Raw genomic sequence first — 20,159 nt, 5'->3', positions numbered from 1 at the left:
AAGGATCGGCAATCGCAAACGCCGTGAGATCACCGCCTGATGGATTTCCGGGCATGATAGAGCGCAACAGCATCCTTGATATCTCCGGTGCTCGAAAGCCTTGCATTGAGCGTCCGAAGGTCCACGTCATCGCGCTCGCCGCGCGACGCCGCGGCGCCGGGCCGCTGCACCGGCGGGAGTGACCTGGCCGTGACGGAATCTTTCGCCTTCATCATCAGGCGATATTTTCCGGCATCGTACATCATCCGCTGAAATACCGCGTTGCGCATCAGCGGCTCGGTGTTGAGTAAATGCGTCAACTCGGAATGCTCGATTCCGCTCGCCTTGGCCGAGGCGATGATCTCTTGCATTACGGCGCGCTGGGTTTCAACCGGCTCGCCCTTCAGCATCGCGTCAAAGCGCGCGTCCTCTGATTTCGCATGCGCGTGAAAGGAGCGATACGCGGCCTCGGCCTGCCGTTGGCTCTCCAGATGATGCTGCGCGAGAAGCTGATCCGTTGCCGCGATCGCGCTCTGAACGCGCGCAAACCTGGCTGGTTCCTGCCGTGACATCTGTTCGAGGACGCCAGGTAGGCTCTCGACGGGGACGCCAACGAGCTCAGGAAATTGGTTGATGAAGCTCGCCTGTGCGATTTGGGTTGCGCCCGCAAGGGTATCGAGGTAGCCCTGCCGGATCTTGTGTGTCTCCGCAATCTCCTCATCGATCGCCTGGCGCACTTGAGGATGCTCCAACGCTCTCGCCAAAGCGGGATCGAGACCTTCGCCGGAGTCACCGGGACCGGGGTCGGCATCTTGCGCCCCGACTTCGCGCTTGCTCCGCTGGGCCCCATCGGCGTCGGCTTCGGGCAGGTCAAAGCCGTAGAACTCAGCGGCCTCAGGATTCCTTGCGAGCGCTTCCGCACGCAACGCGTCGACATGCCCGGCCAGCCATTCGGCATCCTCGCCTTCGGCAATCAGCTTCTCGGCTGCGACCGCAGCCGCGTAGTCGCGGCTTGCGCGCCGCAGCGTCACTGCCTCGTTCGCCGCAGCGGGCTTCCCTTCCGCGTCCCGATATTGTCTGACAACCACGTTCTCTGGCTGGTCGGAGATCTTCTCCGCCGCCTCGCGAAGGGACGCCGTGTCGCTACCAATCGCCTCTTCCTCGTTCGGCGTTCGGTCCGGCATTGGCTTGTAGCCGCCCATTGCGAGATCGTGGGCCGCGCCGGTCAGATCGTTGCTTGCTTCATCGGCCATTCTTCAAACCTTTCCTCCGCTGATTAACGCCGAAGCCTGGCGCGGGCCCAATTCGCAGTGCTGGCCTGCCTTGGTCGTCAAGGCCGTCCTCCGCGGGTTGACCAGTCCGTTCGATCGAACGTTGGCCTGTGCTAAATCCGGTGATGCCGTTCGCGAGGCCCGCGAACGGATTCCCAAGTGGCGTATGTGCCCAGCTCTGGAAACCGGCATTCAACCGATCTCCGAATGTCGGCGCGACGGCCGGCGCGGGAGGCTCCGCGCGGCCGAACTGCGGCATCCAGTAGTCACCGATACGCATGTTGAGCGTCTGCTCATCATCGCTTGGCCAGCTCGAAGGCATTTGAGGTGCGCCGGGGGCGCTTGCTCCGTCTGTCGGAGCCGCGTCTCGCTTACTTGCGGGCGGGGTCAGCGCCGTTGCACCTGAGACGGACGGAAACGGCGATCCTTGCGTGGGCTGATCGAAACTCAGCTGCGGCTGCAGGGAAGCCAGGCGGCCGTACAAGCCCCCGCCCGCCTCAAACTGCGCTGGATCAAACTTCAGGTAGTCATCAAACAACCCCATCAGCGTGCCTCGCCGAGCTTGCGCGAGGCTTCGGTCGCTGCGCGATAGTCGACAGCCTTGTAGCCGTTAATCTCAAGCACAGCATGCGGTGAGGTCCGCTCCACATCCTGCGCCATGAGGCCGATGTGGTAGGCGGGCGCGCCCCTGTAGCGATAGCCGTAGACGGGCGTCCCATCAAACAGCGTGCCGACGGCCGCGATATCTTCCTTCAGCCGCCTGTCGGACGGCGTAAATTTGAACAGGCTGCCGATGCCGTTGGCAATCGCCCCGAACTGCTGTGCCCCGGACATTTGCTGAGTGGTATTCGTAGTCCCGTTGCTCTGCTGGCCCAGTTGCGCGATCGGCACGCCGATCTGCGCCAGCAGGCTCAGTGCCTGCACCGGAATGCCGCGCCGCTGCGCCTCCGCGGCCAGCGTTGCGTTGGCACCGTAGTTCTGTGCATCGAGCGCAGATTGTGCCGCCGTGACGCCTTGCCCCTGGTTGGTGAGATAGTTCTGCTGCATGCCGCTCAGCGTATTTGCGGTGGTGTTGCCAGCGCCGTAGAGCGCATTCGCGGCATTGAGCTGGTTGGCGACATCCTGGTTGTACTGCGCGGCGATCACGGGGGCCTCGGCCGCAGCGACCCCGCGCCCATAGGCCATCTGGTTGGCGCCACTGAGGTCACGGCCTGCTGCGGCGAACTGCGAATTCACGCTGTTGCCGACGTCGCTCTGGATCTGCGCCAGCTGTGCCGCCAGCGCCGGATTGTTTCCAATCATGCTGCCGTTGGCGTAGGGCGTGAGCTGCCGCTGCAAGGTGGCAAGATTGTCCTGCACGTTTCCGGCTTGTGCATTTGCGCCGCCGCCGTTCAGGAGCGATTGCGCATAGCCTCCGATCTGCCCCGCGTACGGATTGCCTGCCGCAGCGTTGCTCTGCAGCGTGTTGAGTGCGCCGCTCTCCGCTGTCGTCAGCCCGGTGTTGTTCAGGCCGGAGCCGAGCTGATTCAGGATACCCTGCAACATCGGCTGCGCAGCGGTCCAAGGCGCCGTCTGCGATTGCTGCGTTTGGGTCGATGACGATTGTCCGCCCATTGGGTGTCTTCCTTTCATGATAGAATTGACGGGCATGTGCGGCCGCACTGCATCAAGATGCAGGCGTCCGGCGAGTTCTCACGGCAGGTGGACGGTGGATAGATCTATTGGCGCATGTCGAAGACGGGCACCGGCAGGAACTGCATCGGCTTCCCGCTCACCAATCCCAAAGGCGAGCGCACCTCGGGACCCTGCTGGTTCGCGAGGCCGGCATCCGCTCGCGATGAGGTCGGTACTGATGGATCGCCAGCTCGGCGTCCTGTCGGCGACACGCCAGGCGGTCGAGGAAAGATTGGCTGCGCTTGTTGCGGAAAGGGCCCCGGCACCGAGTATCTGGGCCGAACTGCATCATACTGCTTCAACAACACCGCAGCCTTGTTCATATGGCCGCCCATCTGCGTATTGACCTTATCCTTGACCGTACCAGGAGCCCCGCCTTTGCCGGCGTCACTCAGACCGTAGTGGCCGGGGCTACCCGTATTGATGGTCGAATAGATATCGAGCAGACCGCTACCCGGCGTCAGACCGCGATCGCGCAAAAATTTCTCCACCGCCCGCATTTGCTCTGTGATGGATTGACCTTCCTTGACCCCGTATTTGGTCTGCTCCTCCGGCCCGAACTGAATCAACCCTAGATACTTTCCTCCACTGCCACCCCAGAGGTTGTGGTTGAATGTACCTCCGGTCTCATAGGAGATGGCTGTCGCGAGATCATGCGGATCGATGCCGAGATTCCGGCTAGCGTTTGTGATTGCTTGCGCGAGCTCGTACTTTTGCGGAACCATGGCCGGCTGTTTCGGCTGATAGCCACTTTGCGCCTGCTGTAACTCCTGCAGCCTTCCTATGATGCCCATGGGTTCGGGTTGGTAGAGCGAAGAGCCGTAGGTTGACTCGTCGAAAGAACGGGTGCCACGATTGGTACCATCCTGGTCTGTTGCCTGCTCCATCATCGCGCGAAACGAGCGGAGCAGCCCGAGGACGCCGTGATCTGGGGAAGTCTCAAAATCGAAACGGTCGCGGCTACTCATGCAGGAAGGCTCCGTGAAATGATACGAAAGGCAGGGAACAATAAGGCGCGGGTCGCCCGCCAGCCGGCAGCGGCCGCGTGTCTAACAACTCGCATGGGAGTCATCTCTCGATGACCTCAGCGAGATCGTCGGTTATGGGATCACAATTAGCCGGCGGCGCGGGCGAGCTTTCCCCGTAGGAAGGTCAGAAGCACTTGAAATACCGCCGATGCGCATGACCTCCGGTCACAGTCTCGCTGAGCCCCCTGCCAAGAAAGGTCAGTTGAGCAATCAGTCCCATGTCATCGGCAATCTGAAACTCGAATGACTTTTTTACGGGCGCGCGAGGCGCTGGAATCTCCCGCAGCAAGCGTCCTTGCGTAGTACCGAGGATGTCCGTTGCCGCAATCTTCAGCCATCGCTGGCCGTCACGAAGATCCGCGGGAGAGGCCTTTTTCAAAAGATCGCAAGTGGCTTGATCATCCACCCAAAATCCACGGAATTCCGATGGAAATTCGGCTTCAGCGGCCAAAATCGGCGAACAAGCAGCCAAGAAAAACACAGATATCAAAGCAATTCGCATCATCGTACTTCGCAATGTCTCGGCCGCTTTTCTGGAAATCATCTCAGATTGGGTGAAATGCCCCGGTCAACATCTCCGATATGTTCCAGCGCCGCGGGCATCGACAATTCGTTCGATGAGCCGGCCATCACGAGTCAATGCGAGTTCTGACATGAGATGAATGTCTGCAAATACCTGGATAGCAACGGATCGCGTCGTCGACGGAACGCTCATGTCGTTGATCGGCAATTCACGAAAGAAGCGTCCTTGCGTAGAGCCCAGGACATCGGTTGCCGTTATCTTCAGCCAGTGTTCGTCGGCACGGAGCGATCCGGGTCCCCTGTTCTTCAGAATATCACAAGTCGCCTGCTTGTCAGCCCAATAGCCCCGCATTTCCATCGGAATCTCGTCAGCCGCACCGGCGGCAGATGCGCACAGCAGCAAAAGCAAAAGACACAGCAGGATAGTTCGCATGACGGCGCCTGTCAGAAGGATCGGATCGTTTCGGGATGATCAATCGGGGGAAGCCGCGCCGACACACTCATCAACATCGCTGATATGTTCCGATTTCGCGACGACCCTCACCGAGCAAAGTCTCACGCAGGTGGCCGTCAGCGGAAAGGGTGAGAAGGACGATTGCCCCTTTTGCATCCAAAGTCTGCATTTCGGCTGCAATCTCAGCGGTCGCGCCGGCCGGCGCCTGGCCAGCGACCTCTCTCAGAAAGCGCCCTTCGGTGGAGCCAAACACACCCTTGGCAGATATTCTAAGCCAACGGTGGTCGCCGCGAACATCGGCTGCAGTGTGCACTTTCCAATAATCGCATGTCTCCTTGGTTTCGCCCCATAACCCGCGAAGTGGAGCCGGAAACTCCTCGCTGGCAGCGTATGACGGCCAGGACAACAACACGAAAACCCATGCCAGAAGAAACCGCATCCAACTGAACCTGCACATGCATCCATAGGCTTAGTAATCAACCTATGAACAAATAGTGAACAATGTCAAGCCCTCGGCAATATCGAAATCGCCGAGACCGACAGCTAAACCGCGATCTCCTTGTCCATGATGACATGCTTCTCACGATAGCCATCGAGCACGCGCAGCCAGCCTTTGCGACCGTAGATCCTCACGCGTACGCAGCCCTCCTCTCTCGCATAGGCCTCGATCCCCTCGAGCAGCGGCAGCCAGCGCATCATGCCGGTGCCGCCGCATGCAGTGATGACGCAGACTTTACCGATGTCGGAATTGATGAGGACTGTGGTAGCGGCCGCCGCTATTGCTTTGCCATCCCAGGCGAGCCACAGGAGACCGCGCCCGGTAAGAATGTCCGTTTCAATGTCAACGAACGCGTTGAGCGTCGTCCGGCGACAAGCTGGCCGCAGCAGTGGTATGGCATGAGGCCAAATCGTGCGGACATGCCACGGAGGAACGCAAACGAGCGAGGATGATAACCGACACACCATCATGGGCCACGTTCGTTACATTTCAGCTTTCATCGTCCGAGTCCCCGAACGGTAGCGGCTCGTCAGCTGAGCCATCTCCGGCGCGTCTTGGACGAAACTCATTATAGCGATCGAGAACTTTCTTCCGAATAAGTCCGGGCGGGGCACGATCCACGAAGTCTCGTTCGCGACCAACGTCCGGTTCGTCTGCGGCGATTTGCACAGCCATGATTTCTTCGAGCACATCTGATAGCTCCTCACCTCGGCCGAGCTCTAGGAGTATCCGAGCCTTTTCGCCAAGCCCTTCTCTTCGGAAGCGACCTGCATGATTTGCGTGACCTAGCGCGACATTTATCCAAATCAGGGCCTGTTCTGCTTGGTTAAGAGAGTAGAAGTAGATGGTTGCCTTGCTGATTGCAGAACGTATATCACTCGGGAAGCGCCCCAGAAGTTCATCGAGGATCACCAAAGCATCTAGATTTCGTCCCGCTTCGCGCAGAAGCAAGACCAGTTCACCGCCCAGAAAACGATAATAATCTCCTTCCGCCGTCGCCAACCTTTCCCCAACGGCGCGAATGACCTGACCGAGCGGTTTCGCACGCCGTAGGCGCTTGATCCATTCGTCCACATCTTCAAATGTTTTAGTCGGTCCAGTCACCACAAGCGCAACACCGTCGCGAGGCTCGCCCAATCGAAACAAACGCTCAGTCTGCTGTCAACTCGACGAAACGATTACGAGCAAACAGTTACTGGAGTTTATCGACTCGGGTTGATGTAGATTTCCTCGTCGAGAGCGGGACTCCACCGCGGAGGTTCGGAGGGCGCCGGTCGGCCTCGGTTCCTATTGCACATATCCCATCGCGTGACAGCTCGCTGTTTGCACCCATCGTAATGATCTGGATGAGCAAACTCGCCATCCTGCCATCGTTGGTGACACTCATTTTCTTCCTCGTACTTCCGGCTCAGACAGTAATCGTCGTCGTCGCCTCCGCCCACCCGTTTGCCGCCGTTGTTACCCCGCCCCGAACCACCGGAAGCACTCTTGTTGCGCGCCCCCTGCTGAGCGATGGACGGCACAGTGGTCGGAACGCGTACAAGTTCTCGAGTATTTTGGTTGGACGAGCTCGATGAACTCGCGCTCTCGTCGCCGGAATCCGACTGCCGAAGTTGCCGGTGCTTCAAAATTAAACCAAGCAGACCTGCTGGTTGACCTGGTGGCTGATACGGCGGCTGGTCCCCACCAGTGTCGCGCTTCGACGCGTCTGGACTGCTGACTGAATTGCCAAAGTGACGCAGCAGCGATGCAACATCATCGCTATCGATCAAGGGCTGGCCCGTCATCCATTGTCGCTGGAGCCGTGGCAAGAGCGTGGCCGCGATCCATGCGTAGCGCAAACTGTCGGGTATCGGCGGCATCGACGGCATCGGAATTTGCTGAGTTGAATTGGATGGTCCGAAAGTCGGCGGAGGTGGAAAGGGGAGTCGCCTTCCAAACACGCCAAGGCCGAGTCTAAGTGGTGGAGCCATTGATTAACTTTCCTCGCTGAAATGAGAGCGCCATCCATCATTGACGCGCGGCACTGCGTCGCGCGTAGATAGATCGCTCAAGGTATGAGTCTGTTGATTGCCCATGATGACGTACCGGCACGAATGCGGCTGCGGACGCTTTGTCAGGTTTAACCCAGCACTGCGAACAAAAACGTCCGCCCCGCCGTCGCCGAACTCGCATGCGTGATCGTGAACGATCCGTTCGCCACGGCGCTGACGTAGAGCGTGCCGTTGCCGAGCTCCGTCGCAGCATTTGCCGAAGCTGGCGTCAGGATCGGCGTCGAACCCGTTGCGGCGTTCGGCGTCGAGACGGTCGTCGTCGATGCGCCCGTTGTGAGCGTCACCGTGCCGACTGCATTCGAGCGGCCGGAGGCCAGGCCCTGGATGGCGAGTACGATCTTCTTCAGATCAGTCTCGGTAACGCCCGGAACGTACGCAGTCATAGTGTGCCGCTCGCGATGACATCGGGCACGACGCCGGCGCAGAAGGTCCATTGCGTTGCCGCAGGGATCCGCACCTTGAAGCGCGAATAGCGCGTATCCTGCATCATGTCGCAACGTCCGGTCCTGGTGTTCACGAGAACCTCGGTACCTGGGACCGCAGGCGCGAAAGGCGTATCGCGGGACGAGACGGAGCCGTACAGCGTCGACGCGTCGGTAATCGGCCGGAAGCCGCGGATGGAGATCCGGTTTTCGTCGCTGCCCTGCTCCGCGCTTTCCAGCGTCGCCTCCAGATTCTGGCCGCGGAAGAAGCCGAGCACATGGGAATTGTTGAACTGCCGATTTCAGGCTGCACAGCCGTGGCATAGGCATCGAGGCTCAATGTCATGGCGTCGATCGAGGACGAGATCGTATCGAGGTTCTCCAGCGTCAGGCCGGTCTGCGAGACGCCCAGCAGATACTCTCCAGTCATCGAGACGGGAAAGAAGCGATCGAGCAGAAAATCGTAGCCGAGCAGCTTGTCATAGGTATTTCCGACGGCGCCGGAGACCGATTTGTAGGCCCAGTACACGCGCGTGCTGCGCGGATCGGCGGCACCCATGAACAGCTGCAGATTGCCCTTGTCGAGATCCGCCAGAAACGTCCGGTCGACCTTCTCGCGGCCGATCTGCTCCGGCACACCGCCCGGCTCGATCTTGTGAAAGCCCTGCCCCGCATAGAAGAAGATGCGCTCGCCGGCCCGGATGATCGAGTATGGCGCGTAGAGCCCCTTGTCCTGCGTGATACGATCGATCTGGAACACGATCGGCGAACCCGGCACGTAGGACATCCGCCGGATCGCTTGATCCTGAAAGATGATGCCCGCCTCACCGCCGGCAACGCCGCGAACAATGCCGCCATCGGGGAAATCCTGGAAGTCGGAGGACTTGATGCCGCTGGTCCAGCTATCGGCCGCGTTGAAATTGTTCAGCCCGGACCACTGAATCCGGTAAGGGTTCGATAGCAGTCCGGACAGCACCAGGAACCGGCCGACGACCCCGATATAGGCAGCCTGCGGCGGCGAGCCCAGTGCGTTGCCAAACGTCGAGGCCGACGACAGGTCGAACATCTGCAAGGTTACGTTGGCCTGTGTCGCGAAAACAAAGTTTCCAGTCTGCGCGAATTGCCACTGCGCGTTGGCGCTCAGCGCACTGTAGGTCCCGCCACCTGACGACACATCGGTCCAGCTGAAATCGGTATTGTTGAGTTTGTACAGCTTGTTGCTGGTTCCTGCGAAGGTGACCACGGTGCCGTCGGACTTCAGCGCGTAGAAGGCGCCCCTGCAAGCGGCCGGCAACGGTGCCGTGTAAGCCGACAGGCTCGGGAAGGGTCCGTATCCATCGCCACGCGGAATCACGTTGAGGATGTTGCGCGTGGCCTGGCCCTCATAGTCGCTGACATCGGGGCGATACTCGCCGGTCGCAAGCAGAGGCATGATTCAATATCTCCTGAGTATCGGACGGACGGCATGGCGAACTGTGCGTCCGGCGACGTCAACATCCCACCGCTTCGTGCAAAGCAGGGTTAGTTCGCAACTGGATCCGGAATTTCTTGGTCGGACTCAGCAGTCCAGTTGCTCGCCGGCGCAGCCTGGGGCGTCCAGGCCGAACCCATCGGAACGGCCGCAATCCAGGAAGGCGGGATCGTCGCACTCGTCCCCCACGCAGGAGACGGAGCTGTCTCGCCAACCCAGTTGCTAGCTATCGGTTCGGCCGGCCACCAATTCACATAGTCTCGGCTCAGCGCGGCAGCCTTCCCGATGACTTGGTACGCGACCGATCCGGCGTTCAGGGCAACAGCTCCGGCTACGCCATCGTAGGCGACAATGTAGCTCCCTACGCCGACGCTGAGCATCATTGTGGTCTTCACGGAATTGCCGGTGACGGCATAGTTCGTTCCGCTTGACGCTACGCCGATGGAGAGCAGAGCAGCGGCGCCGCTCTCATTGTAATTTCCCGCACCTCCATTCAACTTGGAGCTAAGGGCCGCGGCATTGGCGGCGATCGCGTAGCCAGCCGTCCACGCCGTCTCACCAAGACCGAAGATCGCCGCATTCCTTCCAACGATGTAGGATCCAGTCCCGCCGACCAGGACATTCGATCCGCTTACGCGCATCTGCCCCAGAGCGAGACGTCCGATTGCATCGAACCCGAGCAGTGACATTTGCTAGCGCGCCTCTGCCAGCCAACCGGCAGCGACGCTGCGCCGTGTCTCAATAATGAATCCCGTCATGCCGCCAGGAACTCCGTCACGAGGATCAAGCCGGGAGAGCCGGCACCGCCGCCAACATTGGTGGAAGCTTGCTGGTTTGAAAGAGCACCGCTGCCGCCAGCGCCATAGCCGCTGGCGCTGAGCCCGTTCGCAGCGTACCCGCTGCCATTGCCGATGACTTCCGCACCGCCTTGGCCGTACGGACTGTCGGCCCCCTTACCTTTTGTCATCACGATGCTCGTTACGGCGCCCATTGACTGGTAGTGACCGCCGCCACCGGAAGAGCCACTGAACTTGAAATCCCCGACACCGCTGCCAGCCGCCCCGCCCAATCCCGGCGAAGTCATCGCCGCGGTCGAGATCACGCTGCTACCGCTACCGCCGGCCGCGACGCAAAATGAACCGAAGCTGGTTGCACCACCGGCATTGCCGCTAGCAGCCGCAGCGCTCGCTGCTCCACCGGCTCCAACGGTGACGGTTTGCGATGTGCCGATTTGCGCCGCGGTCAGAAACTTGATCGACCGGCCGCCAGCGCCGCCCCCGGCGGCGATCAGAAGATAGCCGGACGCGCCAGCCCCACTCGCGCCCGCACCGCCGCCGCCTCCGCCGACGCATTCGACCAGCGCACCGAGCAGATTCGCAGAAGGAGTGTAGGTGCCAGATGAGGTAATCATCACAAGGTTCAGTCTGCCGATTGCGGCAATATTTGCGCGCGCTTGAGCCTGCTGGACCGCCGAAAATGCGTTTGCCTCGTCGAGCGAGATCAAATCCTCCTTGAGCGCAACCACGGCAACCTGTGGCGATACGGTGAAATTGACCTTCGACGTCGTTCCCGACGAATTGAGCAACACCGTGGTTCGAGACAGAACGCCGGTCGAGGCGTTCCAGGTACCTTCGCCGAGCTCCCATTGGGAGAGGTCAGCACTTTCCGCGCGATACTTATATGCGCGGCCGTTGACAGCTCCTGCCACCGTGGGCGTCACGTATCCACCTACCGGACCGGCAACCAGCCAGTCGGCGGTGCCACCCGTCGATGGCGAAAATCTGCACGCGTCGAGAAATGCTGCCATATCAGGTAATCGTCAGGACGCCGTTGATCTGGTCGAGGGCAACCGTGAATGTGTTGCCGTTGGTGAGCACAAGGCCGGTGCCGTAGTCCCACCACCCGATCAAGGGTTTGGTTGAAGACGTCGAATTGTAGAGGACGGCATATTGAAACGGACCGATCGATCCGCCGGCTGCCGTCCATGCCGGATTTGTTGCGCCAAAGAACCTGAACGTTCCCGAGGTCTGCGATCCCGCGATCGTGCCGATCGACGTTCCGCCGGCCAAATAGCCGTTACCGGCCGCAAGGTCGGCGGGCACGTTGTAGACGGTATTGCTCGCGGCAGGCGGCGCATTGGTGAGATAGACTTTGTAGACCTGCGCTGTCCCGGTCTTCATGTCGTGCAGCGCGTTGGCGACGTCTTGCACGAAACAGTTGAATTTGTTGAAGGCTGCCATGCTTGTCGTTCCTAGATGATCTGACCGGACGCGCGAACGGTCATCGGCCCGGCGTTGAAGGTCGAGGTCAGGCCCAGATTGTTGAGACTGCTGAGCGCGGCCGAGAAGCCGAGCGCCCAGGTCTGGATGCGCGCGTCGTCTTTCAAGTAAGGAGCGGCCTCCAGCAGGGCGCCATAGAGGTACAAGTCCGGCGCGATCGACAGCAACCAGTTTGGATCGTTGCTGGCGAGCGGCGGGACCACCCGCCGATACACCATCTCGACCGTGTAGGCCTTGTCGGGCGTCGGCGCGATCTCGATCTCGTTGCCGAAGATCGTGAAGTATCGGGGCTGCCCCGCGACGTCCGATATGCCGAACCGATATTCGTCGAGCTGCGTACCCGACTTGAACTCGAGCCACGGCTTGCCAGCCGCACTCGATAGCCGCATCCTGCGCATTGACTGGAAGTCGGTCGGCAGCGCGATGAACTCGGGCTCGTCGGAGGTGAGGTCAATGACCGCAATGGCGCGCTGCTCCATCTGGCGGACGAAGAGCTCGCGGCTGAGCTTGGCTTCGGAGAGCTGGATGAAGGTCGGAATCCGCGCGATCAGGACCGTATCCTGATCTCGCGCGAGATACTCCGTCACCGCCGCCTGCAGTGAGGCATAGTCCACGATTTGTGTCACGATACCCCCGCCGTCCATCCGGCCTGCAGCTTCGGTCGATCGGTGCGCAGATAGGCCCATTCGGGATCGTCGAGCTTGCGCTGCACAATGGCGTCAAACTCGGGCGAGAACATCCGGACCGACAGGTTGCCTCTGGCGTGCTCCTCGTTGAGCCACTTGACGTAGATCACGTTCGGGATCCGCGCGACGTGCCGGCTCCATTCGCTGCGCTGCTGGTCACGTCGCGCCTCATGATTCCATTGCAGGATCGGTTCGACATCCTGGACGTGCTCGATTGCAAGGTCGCGACCGTTGCTGTCGAGATGCGCTCGAATCAGGATGCCATCCATCATGACATCTCCGCGATCCAGAGCGTGCCGGCGGTTGCCGTGACCAGACCATTGGTCGCCGCCTTGATCGCTGCAATCCGCTGCCCGGGGCTGACGATGACATATTCGACGACGTTCGCAGGCAGGAATGCATCGGTGGTCGTCGCGGTCTGGGCACCGTCGCCAATTCGATAGCAACAGGCTGAATTGGCGACCAGGCGCAGCTGGTAGGTCTCGGCACCGAATGCGTTGGCGGTTCCGACGCTGGAGTCGTAGGCGATCGTCTGCGTGACACCAATGCGCGACGCCGGCTGCTTGGGAAAGAATGACATCAGGCCGTCCTCACCGACAGAGAAAAGTGCATCGGAACGGCGGCACCGGACGCGCCTGACGGCGTCAGCACGACGACGTCGTCTTCGTTGAGATATGTCGGCGAGGGCGGGACCGCCGAGAACAATTGCCCTGCAGCCGATCCGGCCTGAGGCACTGCGATGGTCGCCAGCGAATTGCCGTTGGCCGCGACCGTGACGGTGCCGTCGGCCGTGGTGATGGCGCCGCCCAGAATTCCGGTCGCTTTCAGCACACGGCAACGAAAGGGAACACGAATATAGGCGGCAACGGGAGCCGCACCGCATGACGGCGTATAGGCCGTCAGATGTTCGGTATTGAGGGTGTGATTACCGGGAAGTGGCATGAAGGCCTCCTGAGGCAAGGGGAAAGCGGGCAACCGAAGTTGCCCGCCGGGGCGCAATGACCGGGTTTAGGACGTGGTGTTGTCGAACACGCCGCCGGAGGCTTTCTCGTTACGCGCGACCAGCGCATATTCGGCGAGCACCTGGCGCCGATCGGAATCGCCAGTCTTCGCCAGCGGAATCGAGATCATGTTGCGCCCGTTGAGATAGGCAACGGCCCACTTGTCCATCTCGAGCACCAAGACGTCACGCGGCCGCTGGAAGCGGTTGGCGACGACCTTCAGCTTGCCAAAGTCGGACTCATAGGCATCGACCGAAGCCACGATCTTCTTCGACTTGGCCTCTTCGATCGCAGTGGAGCGGCCGGTGAAGGTCGAGAACACCTGCTTGTTGAACGCACCGGTCATGATGGTGCCGGGCTTGCCGCCATTGGTCCAGATCGACGACAGCACCGTTTTCAGCCGCACTTCCGTGAACGCCAGCTGGGTGCCATCGGTCCGCGTGCCGGTACCGTCGGCTGCCGCCGGATCGGCGGCGCCGCCGGCCGTCCCCTTCGACGTATTGCTCACGATCCACGACAGCACCGATGCTGTCTTGCGCGGCGTGCTGGTCGAACCGGCTGCCTTGGCCTGGCTGCTGCCGACCAGGATCGTCTCGATGTCGCGCTTCAACTCGAGACCGCGCAGCATCTCCTGGTAGGCGAGCTCGTTGTCGCGGCCGGCATGGTCGACCGCCTGCTGGGTGCCCGACACCTGCGCCATTTTGTAGGAGATCTGGCAGAGGTTGCCGAGCCGGACGGTCGGCACCAGCGCGTTGGCGGTGGGATCGTCGCCTTCGAGCTGGGCGTTGGCGTTCGAGGCCGGCGCCAGCGCCTGGGTCTGCCATTCATGGTTGACGGCAGAGGCCTTCTCCTTGTCGACGCCGCTCATGAACGGGGTATCGGTCGGATCGATGCGATAGATCATATCGCTGAGGTCTTCACGGTTGCCGATCGCCTGGTAGGTCGTCACCGTGTTGGTTGGCAGAGCCATGTGTTGGTCCTTGTGCTGTCCGGCAACGCATGCGGCCGCACCGCCATTGGCGGACGCGTTCGTCATCGTGATGAACGGACGTGATGGTCTTGATGTGATGGTTTTCGGTGGTCGAGCGCTCGGGCTGCGCGATGGCGCGGAAGCTCGCTTCCGGTTCGGCCCGCCCTCGTCTCCGCCGTGGCGCCTGCGTGTCCGCAGGGTCGGCGTCATGGAAAAGCCCGCGACGGCTGTCCGGCGCGGGCTCAAAATTTTCGATGGTGAGATTATGCTAGTGAGTTGCCCGACGTGTCAATACGCGTGACATCTTTTTTCTTCCGCGTCCGATAGCAGTCCCTAGATCGGGATGTCCATTGCGCCGCCGTCGGCGCTTATCCTGTCGTGCCCCGGCGTCGCATGCCACGTCGGATCGATTGCAGGCTCGCATTGTGATGATCTTGCAGGCGTGGTTTTGCGGACGGTCAGAACTGCCGCAGGGAGATCGACAAGGATCGATCAGAACTGATTTCTGACGAGCAAGCGATCACCGGCTCACAGGATACTGAACCGCTTCCTCCGCTCCGCCGTCTGGGCCAGTTCTGTCAGCTCGGCCTTCGCCAGCTTGCCATTGGTGACTACAGCGGTCAGGTGATCGCGCACCTTCCCAACCACGTTGATGGCGAGGAACAGCTTCTCGCGGCCGGACGCATCATCGATCGTCGTGGATCGCCACGCGGTCGTGTAGGCATTCTCGAGGGTTGAAAATGCCTCGACCAGCAACTCGTCGGCAAGAAGGCGTTCGGCCCTCACACCCCGGCCTACGGCCTGATCGAGTCTCGACTCATCAGCAATCGTCATTGCGAACGTTCTCCATCAAAGGGATCGTGTTCAACAGGTTCAAGCAGCATATCATCGGCCCTCACGGCCCAACTCGTCGTGGCTGACGCCGGCGATCGCAACATCGATCTGCGCGCGCACCTATGGCGATCACCTCACCTGGGACTGTCGCAGGCACTATTTGTGCTGAGCTTGCCACACCGCCTCGATAATCTTCATCGAGGCATCCTCGGGATGGCATCGGAAGCCACAAGCCGAAAGTATCAATTTGTCATTGCCTCGCCAAAGGCCGTACCGATTGCGGATCCACGTTCCGAATCCCAAGCTTTCGCCGCGCGCCCCCCGCCTTTTGCACCCGGTATCATTCCGGCTGCCGCCGCGACAGCTCCGGGCAGATCATCGCGGCGCTTCGCGTCGATGAGGTCAAGCGCTGAGCCGACCACGCCAAGCGGTGTTAGACCGAGCACATTGCCAATGCGTGAAGCCAGGTCGTTGGCTGTATGCGGCTGCATGCCTAGACCAATGAGCGCATCCGCTGCGAGATATCCGATGCGCTACGTGGGCGTATAGGTCGCGGCCTTCAATTCGCCGGTCGGCCCATAGTAATCAGACCAATCGAAGTGCGGCTTGCCCGGAGGGGACATCAGCGGCGCAGTTGGATCGCGTACGGCGATCCGGTTCGGAACGACATCACTCGCGGAATCCGAATCCTTTGGCGCCGCTCGGCGATACGACCATTGGCGCCGTCTTGCCTGGCGCAGGCGGCTGGAGTTGCCCTTCCGGTCGTGGTCCGGCTGGTTGGCCCATGTCGTCCCCAGCGAACGGATCGTGGTCAACGGGAAGGAGCGCAACATCTCCAAAATCCGGCTGATGGTCGACGGGCACCAAGAAAAAATCAGACATGGTGAACCACCATTAGGAACTTGCCGGGCCGCTTCGGGTCCGGAACATAGTGGTGGCCGTCCCTTGCCTTTAGCGCACCGGACACGGGAGCGCGTTCTGATTTTCACGCTTCCGTCGCCGCCTTCAGATGCGCGTCGAACACTTTGATCTGCGCGTCGACCAGCTCAATCTCGGCCTCGGCCTCGAGCTTCTGATGGATCGCATCGGCCTGTGCCTTTTGCTGCTCGACTTGCGCACGATGGACGACCGCAAGCTAGTCGGCCTGCGCCTTGGCCTGCAGCGCCATAACGCGCGGATCGGGCGGCGGCACCGGTGGCGCCGGCGGCGGATGCAACAGCTGGCCGGTCTGCGGATTGACCGCGGTCGGGTCGTTGAAGAACCGGCTCGGGTTCTTGTGCCCCATGATCCGGGTCAATTTGACGGCGGTGTCGTAGAGCTCGCAGCCGCCGACCATGTTGAGCTTACCGCCGGCGACCAGCTCCTTGTGCACGTAATTGCCGGCGAGAATAAGCGATTTCGCTGACCCGCCTAATCAGGGAGATGGAGTTAGATGCCATGGTGAAGTTAGATCCTTGCCATCCACGGCAAGCTTCACCCGACATCCCCCCCAAAGCCATACAATGAGATAGTTGGGACCCATCACCGTGTCGAGCAAACCCGCGCTGTCGTAAAGGATCGTCAGCAGCAGTCGAGAATCCGGTGAAAGAACAACCTCCTCAGCCCAAGGCTCCACGATCACCGTCAACGGCTCGGGATTCTTGTTATGTATGACATACTCCATGGTCATATCCGTCATTGGAAGCTCCTCAAGATGTTTGCCAGCAGGGCTGCTCGGTGAGCTGCCGACGTGTTGGACGGTACTTCGCGCGCTGCATTTTCATAAAAGTTCTGGAACGCAGCAACAGATCGTTGGGTAATGCCAGCCGCTTTGAGCCTGGATATTATTTCGGCAGTCGCTTCGGTGGAAGCCCGGCTCGAATTCCCCAGGCTGTTTTCGAAACCGGCAAGTCGTCCAAACTCCTGTCGCGTTATTCCGTTGGGCAACGTGGCTTCTGCTTCGCTGATGGCTTGTCTGGCCGCGGTGCTCGCTGCAACCCGGCCTGCCCCCGAGACTGCTGACCCGGCGAGCCCACTAGCAACCGCGGATTCTCCCGCACCGGCTCCCAATAAGCCGAGAGCCCCGGCACCCGCCATTGCCAGCGGCGGAAGCAGCACCGAACCGAGTCCAATCGTCCCCGCAATCTTTGCGGCAGTGGGATGATTCTGCACCAGGTCAACCACCTGTTCCGATTCAGCGCGCTCGGGATCAGCTAGCTGATTAAGGAACTTCACGAATGGCGAACTCGAACCACCACTTGGCTCTGGCTGAGCCGACGGCGCGGGTTGTCGCAAGCTTTGCGATTGGATCTGAGTCGGTTTGGCGTCTGCCTGTTGTCCCTGCGTTGGCGCTGGCTGAGCCTGCGCCTGCTGCGTCCCACCATCGCCGGCGAAGGGATCGTAATCGACCGGCACAAGCGCGTAACTGTCGAAGCTCGGCTGATAGTCGACCGGCACCAGCGAGTAATCAGCCATGGTGGACGACCAGCAAATGTTTGCCCGGACGGCGGGGGTCCGGGACATAATGGTGGCCGTCCCTGGCCTTCCGCGCGCCCGGCATAGAGGGGCGATCCGATTTTCGCGCTTCGGTCGCGGCCTTCAGATGCGCGTCGAACAGCTTGATCTGCGCGTTGAGCTCGGCCTTGATCTTGGCCAGCTCGATCTCGCCTTCCGCCTTGAGCTTTTGGTGGATCGCATCGGCCTGTGCCTTCTGCTGCTCGACCTGCGCGCGGTGGGCAACCGCGAGCTGATCGGCTTGCGCCTTGGCTTGCAGCGCCAGGACCCGCGGATCTGGCCGCGGCGCCAGTGGCGCCGGCGGCGGATGCAACAGCTGGCCAGTCTGCGGATTGATGGCGGTCGGATCGTTGAAGAACCGGCTCGGGTTCTTGTGGCCCATGATCCGGGTCAGCTCGACAGCGGTGTTGTAGAGCTCGCGGTCGCCGACCATGTTGAGCTTGCCGCCGGCGATCAGCTCCTTCTGCACATTGGCGAGCGCCATCACCTGGGCGAATTGCTGCGCTTTGCCGCCGGTCCCGAGGCCGACATTGATCGTCATGTCGTCGCGGGACTTCCAGTTGCGCGGATCGACCGTGATCCAGGCATTGCGCAGCCGCACGGTCTGCTGCTGCTGGCCGTGCTTGCGGATCGTGCCATGCAGCAGCGCGAAGATGTCGCGCACGCCCTCGGCCATGATCCGCGCGATCAGCTTGACCCGCATCTGCGAGGCCGAGAAGACCTGGGCCACCGCAGTTGCGGACTGGTTCTGCAGCGCATTCGCATCGATCCCTTGCGACTGGCGGCTGAGCCCGGTGCGGCTTTCGAGCTCGGCGTCGATGTACTGCATCATCGGATAGATCGACGTCGTGATATCAGGCACCACCTGCCAGTTCAGGCCGCCCGCCGTCTTGGTCCGCACCACGCCGCCCGGCCGCGAGACGAGGAGATCGTCGAGCGTGTTGGGACCGGCATTGCTCTCGGCCACCTCGACGCGCGGATTGTTGTGCAGGTAGAGGTTGTCCAGCGCGCCACGCTTCAGCGCGGTCTTCTCCCGCTGCAATGGCATCACGAGATCGGCGATCGAGCGGCCGAAGAAGCGGTGCGTCATCGGGACCGGCGTCGTCGCTGCGAACGGAATGGCGTCGAACGCCGTGATGCAGTCGCGTCCGTCCTTGCGCAGGATCTCGCTCTGGTCGCCACCGGTGATCACCTGGTACAGGCATGGACGGCCGTTGCCTTCATAGTCCATCCGCACATAGTGCTCGGTGATCCGCACCAGCCGCACCGCTGTGTTGATCGCGCCGGCGCCCGGGCCGAAATGCTCGTCGGCAGTGTCACGGGCCAGCGTTTCGATGTTGGCATAGCCGGTATAGTCGTTCAGCGACTTGATCTGCGCGGCATCGAAGCCTTCGGCAATCAATTGCCCCTCGGTCTTCGTGACGACTTCGTGGAAGCAGTAGTTGCAATCGGCGATGCTGCGCGCACCGCGCTCGATGCCGAATTCCTCCGGCGGGACACCCATCACCCTCGCCTGCGCGAGTTTTCGCGTGGTGACGATGGTGACGTCATGCGTGAGGGTCGAGCCAAGCGGCGGCGCCGCCGGCCCCGGAAGCAGGGGAACAGCCATTTCATTGAGCCTGTGTGATGGAGTGTGGGGCAGCCTAAGCGCGGCAGAGCCAGGTTGAAGGGCCACGTCACAAGTCGCTTGGCAGGGCCCTTGATTTCTTGCGTCAAAAGACTTCGATATACCTGCTATCCTTTTGGGACAGCGCGCGCTTCAACGATCTGCCGAGAGATAATCGAGCAACAGTCCGTACAAACCACCCGGCCGTGATGATATTGCCGCCGGGCTCGACGTTGCGGCCGGTACAATCGATGTCGGCCAGTCTCGCATGCTGCCCGCGAGCGGAGCTTGCTCGCTGCGGCCGAGATACCTGACCGGCGCTTCGCTGGGAGCGCCGACAGAACCTGCTCCGCTATGCAGACTTCGTTGGAATTGCGAGAGTTCGTCATTCGGACCCATGGCGGGCGAAACCGGGTCGAGGTACTGCGCTCCCTTCTTGGCAGCGGCCAATCCATACTTCGTCAAGACGTCGGCGATCTGTTGCGGCGTCGTCGTGTAGGTGAATGACCGCGAAGCGCCGATCGAGTTGCTCAAGCCGGCCTCGATGGACGAAACCTTGTTCTTTGCTGGCAGAGGGACGCCGTTCTCATCCGGAATACTCGTATTGAGCGTCAGCGACGGCAGTCCGGTGGACACGTTTGTGGTCGTTCCGTATCCCAGCGAGTCGGCAGAGCTCATTCCACCCCTGCGAAAGACCAGCCCCCCATTGAAACTGGCAAGAGGGGGCCCAAGCCGCCACACATCCCGTCCGCGGCCATACATGCCGGTGAGTGTCACCGACGGAGCCGTGTCAGAACCCGGGCTCCAGTAATAGCTTCCTCCGATTCCTATCTGACCGATGCGGGGAAGCGACGGCGTCCAGGACAACGAAAATCCATCCGGCCATCGCACTTTTCTATCCGATTGCGCCACGTAT

At 61.1% G+C, this 20,159-nt stretch carries 27 protein-coding genes; all 27 read right to left on the bottom strand.

Annotated features, from left to right (window positions below; all coding sequences use genetic code 11):
- Nucleotides 1-29: 29 nt before the first annotated feature.
- A complete protein-coding gene (locus tag ACVINW_RS24200; protein WP_456753619.1) occupies nt 30-1,232 on the bottom strand; it encodes a hypothetical protein in 1,203 nt (400 codons plus the stop codon).
- Entirely contained in the window at nt 1,222-1,794 is a 573-nt protein-coding gene (locus ACVINW_RS24195) for a hypothetical protein (protein ID WP_456753618.1), read from the bottom strand. The genes ACVINW_RS24200 and ACVINW_RS24195 overlap by 11 nt, the downstream gene beginning before the upstream one ends.
- Nucleotides 1,794-2,912, bottom strand: a complete 1,119-nt coding sequence (locus ACVINW_RS24190) for a tail fiber domain-containing protein (RefSeq protein WP_456753617.1) — start codon at nt 2,910-2,912, stop codon at nt 1,794-1,796. The genes ACVINW_RS24195 and ACVINW_RS24190 overlap by 1 nt, the downstream gene beginning before the upstream one ends.
- A gap of 56 nt (nt 2,913-2,968) precedes the next feature.
- Entirely contained in the window at nt 2,969-3,892 is a 924-nt protein-coding gene (locus ACVINW_RS24185; protein WP_456753616.1) for a hypothetical protein, read from the bottom strand.
- Between the two features lie 184 nt (nt 3,893-4,076).
- Nucleotides 4,077-4,457 (bottom strand): hypothetical protein, encoded by a 381-nt coding sequence (locus ACVINW_RS24180; RefSeq protein WP_456753615.1) that lies wholly within the window; start codon nt 4,455-4,457, stop codon nt 4,077-4,079.
- A gap of 63 nt (nt 4,458-4,520) precedes the next feature.
- Complete coding sequence (locus tag ACVINW_RS24175; RefSeq protein WP_456753614.1) at nt 4,521-4,907, bottom strand: hypothetical protein; 387 nt, start codon at nt 4,905-4,907, stop codon at nt 4,521-4,523.
- Nucleotides 4,908-4,977: 70 nt separating this feature from the next.
- A complete protein-coding gene (locus ACVINW_RS24170; RefSeq protein WP_456753613.1) occupies nt 4,978-5,367 on the bottom strand; it encodes a hypothetical protein in 390 nt (129 codons plus the stop codon).
- A 104-nt stretch (nt 5,368-5,471) separates the two neighbouring features.
- Nucleotides 5,472-5,897: a hypothetical protein gene (locus tag ACVINW_RS24165; RefSeq protein WP_456753612.1), complete on the bottom strand. Its 426-nt coding sequence runs from the start codon at nt 5,895-5,897 to the stop codon at nt 5,472-5,474.
- Between the two features lie 19 nt (nt 5,898-5,916).
- Entirely contained in the window at nt 5,917-6,531 is a 615-nt protein-coding gene (locus ACVINW_RS24160) for a hypothetical protein (protein ID WP_456753611.1), read from the bottom strand.
- Between the two features lie 1,018 nt (nt 6,532-7,549).
- Nucleotides 7,550-7,864, bottom strand: coding sequence for a hypothetical protein (locus ACVINW_RS24155; RefSeq protein WP_456753610.1), 315 nt, complete (start codon nt 7,862-7,864; stop codon nt 7,550-7,552).
- Entirely contained in the window at nt 7,861-7,998 is a 138-nt protein-coding gene (locus ACVINW_RS24150; RefSeq protein ID WP_456753609.1) for a hypothetical protein, read from the bottom strand. Before ACVINW_RS24150 ends, ACVINW_RS24155 begins: the two co-directional genes overlap by 4 nt.
- Complete coding sequence (locus ACVINW_RS24145) at nt 7,995-9,335, bottom strand: hypothetical protein (RefSeq protein ID WP_456753608.1); 1,341 nt, start codon at nt 9,333-9,335, stop codon at nt 7,995-7,997. The genes ACVINW_RS24150 and ACVINW_RS24145 overlap by 4 nt, the downstream gene beginning before the upstream one ends.
- Nucleotides 9,336-9,424: 89 nt before the next feature.
- Complete coding sequence (locus ACVINW_RS24140) at nt 9,425-10,063, bottom strand: hypothetical protein (RefSeq protein WP_456753607.1); 639 nt, start codon at nt 10,061-10,063, stop codon at nt 9,425-9,427.
- Between the two features lie 65 nt (nt 10,064-10,128).
- Nucleotides 10,129-11,181: a glycine-rich domain-containing protein gene (locus ACVINW_RS24135; RefSeq protein WP_456753606.1), complete on the bottom strand. Its 1,053-nt coding sequence runs from the start codon at nt 11,179-11,181 to the stop codon at nt 10,129-10,131.
- Nucleotide 11,182: 1 nt separating this feature from the next.
- Nucleotides 11,183-11,614 carry a hypothetical protein gene (locus tag ACVINW_RS24130; protein WP_456753605.1) on the bottom strand — a complete coding sequence of 144 codons (432 nt, stop codon included), beginning with the start codon at nt 11,612-11,614 and terminating at the stop codon, nt 11,183-11,185.
- Nucleotides 11,615-11,625: 11 nt separating this feature from the next.
- On the bottom strand, nt 11,626-12,279 hold the full coding sequence (locus ACVINW_RS24125) for a phage adaptor protein (RefSeq protein WP_456753604.1): 654 nt from the start codon (nt 12,277-12,279) through the stop codon (nt 11,626-11,628).
- Complete coding sequence (locus ACVINW_RS24120; RefSeq protein ID WP_456753603.1) at nt 12,276-12,611, bottom strand: hypothetical protein; 336 nt, start codon at nt 12,609-12,611, stop codon at nt 12,276-12,278. Before ACVINW_RS24120 ends, ACVINW_RS24125 begins: the two co-directional genes overlap by 4 nt.
- Entirely contained in the window at nt 12,608-12,919 is a 312-nt protein-coding gene (locus tag ACVINW_RS24115) for a hypothetical protein (RefSeq protein ID WP_456753602.1), read from the bottom strand. The genes ACVINW_RS24120 and ACVINW_RS24115 overlap by 4 nt, the downstream gene beginning before the upstream one ends.
- Nucleotides 12,919-13,281 carry a hypothetical protein gene (locus ACVINW_RS24110; protein WP_456753601.1) on the bottom strand — a complete coding sequence of 121 codons (363 nt, stop codon included), beginning with the start codon at nt 13,279-13,281 and terminating at the stop codon, nt 12,919-12,921. Before ACVINW_RS24110 ends, ACVINW_RS24115 begins: the two co-directional genes overlap by 1 nt.
- 66 nt (nt 13,282-13,347) lie before the next feature.
- Nucleotides 13,348-14,310, bottom strand: a complete 963-nt coding sequence (locus ACVINW_RS24105; RefSeq protein WP_456753600.1) for a DUF5309 domain-containing protein — start codon at nt 14,308-14,310, stop codon at nt 13,348-13,350.
- 528 nt (nt 14,311-14,838) lie between these two features.
- Complete coding sequence (locus ACVINW_RS24100; protein ID WP_456753599.1) at nt 14,839-15,144, bottom strand: hypothetical protein; 306 nt, start codon at nt 15,142-15,144, stop codon at nt 14,839-14,841.
- A gap of 156 nt (nt 15,145-15,300) precedes the next feature.
- Nucleotides 15,301-15,447, bottom strand: coding sequence for a DUF6794 domain-containing protein (locus tag ACVINW_RS24095; protein WP_456753598.1), 147 nt, complete (start codon nt 15,445-15,447; stop codon nt 15,301-15,303).
- Between the two features lie 832 nt (nt 15,448-16,279).
- Nucleotides 16,280-16,516 (bottom strand): hypothetical protein, encoded by a 237-nt coding sequence (locus ACVINW_RS24090; RefSeq protein WP_456753597.1) that lies wholly within the window; start codon nt 16,514-16,516, stop codon nt 16,280-16,282.
- Nucleotides 16,517-16,558: 42 nt separating this feature from the next.
- Nucleotides 16,559-16,822 carry a hypothetical protein gene (locus ACVINW_RS24085; protein ID WP_456753596.1) on the bottom strand — a complete coding sequence of 88 codons (264 nt, stop codon included), beginning with the start codon at nt 16,820-16,822 and terminating at the stop codon, nt 16,559-16,561.
- On the bottom strand, nt 16,819-17,598 hold the full coding sequence (locus ACVINW_RS24080; RefSeq protein WP_456753595.1) for a DUF4951 domain-containing protein: 780 nt from the start codon (nt 17,596-17,598) through the stop codon (nt 16,819-16,821). The genes ACVINW_RS24085 and ACVINW_RS24080 overlap by 4 nt, the downstream gene beginning before the upstream one ends.
- Nucleotides 17,591-19,246: a portal protein gene (locus tag ACVINW_RS24075; protein WP_456753594.1), complete on the bottom strand. Its 1,656-nt coding sequence runs from the start codon at nt 19,244-19,246 to the stop codon at nt 17,591-17,593. The genes ACVINW_RS24080 and ACVINW_RS24075 overlap by 8 nt, the downstream gene beginning before the upstream one ends.
- A 150-nt stretch (nt 19,247-19,396) precedes the next feature.
- Nucleotides 19,397-19,921: a hypothetical protein gene (locus ACVINW_RS24070; protein ID WP_456753593.1), complete on the bottom strand. Its 525-nt coding sequence runs from the start codon at nt 19,919-19,921 to the stop codon at nt 19,397-19,399.
- Nucleotides 19,922-20,159: the final 238 nt, after the last annotated feature.

Source organism: Bradyrhizobium sp. USDA 4461, assembly GCF_054055655.1.
This window is presented reverse-complemented; position numbering and strand designations above follow the sequence as displayed.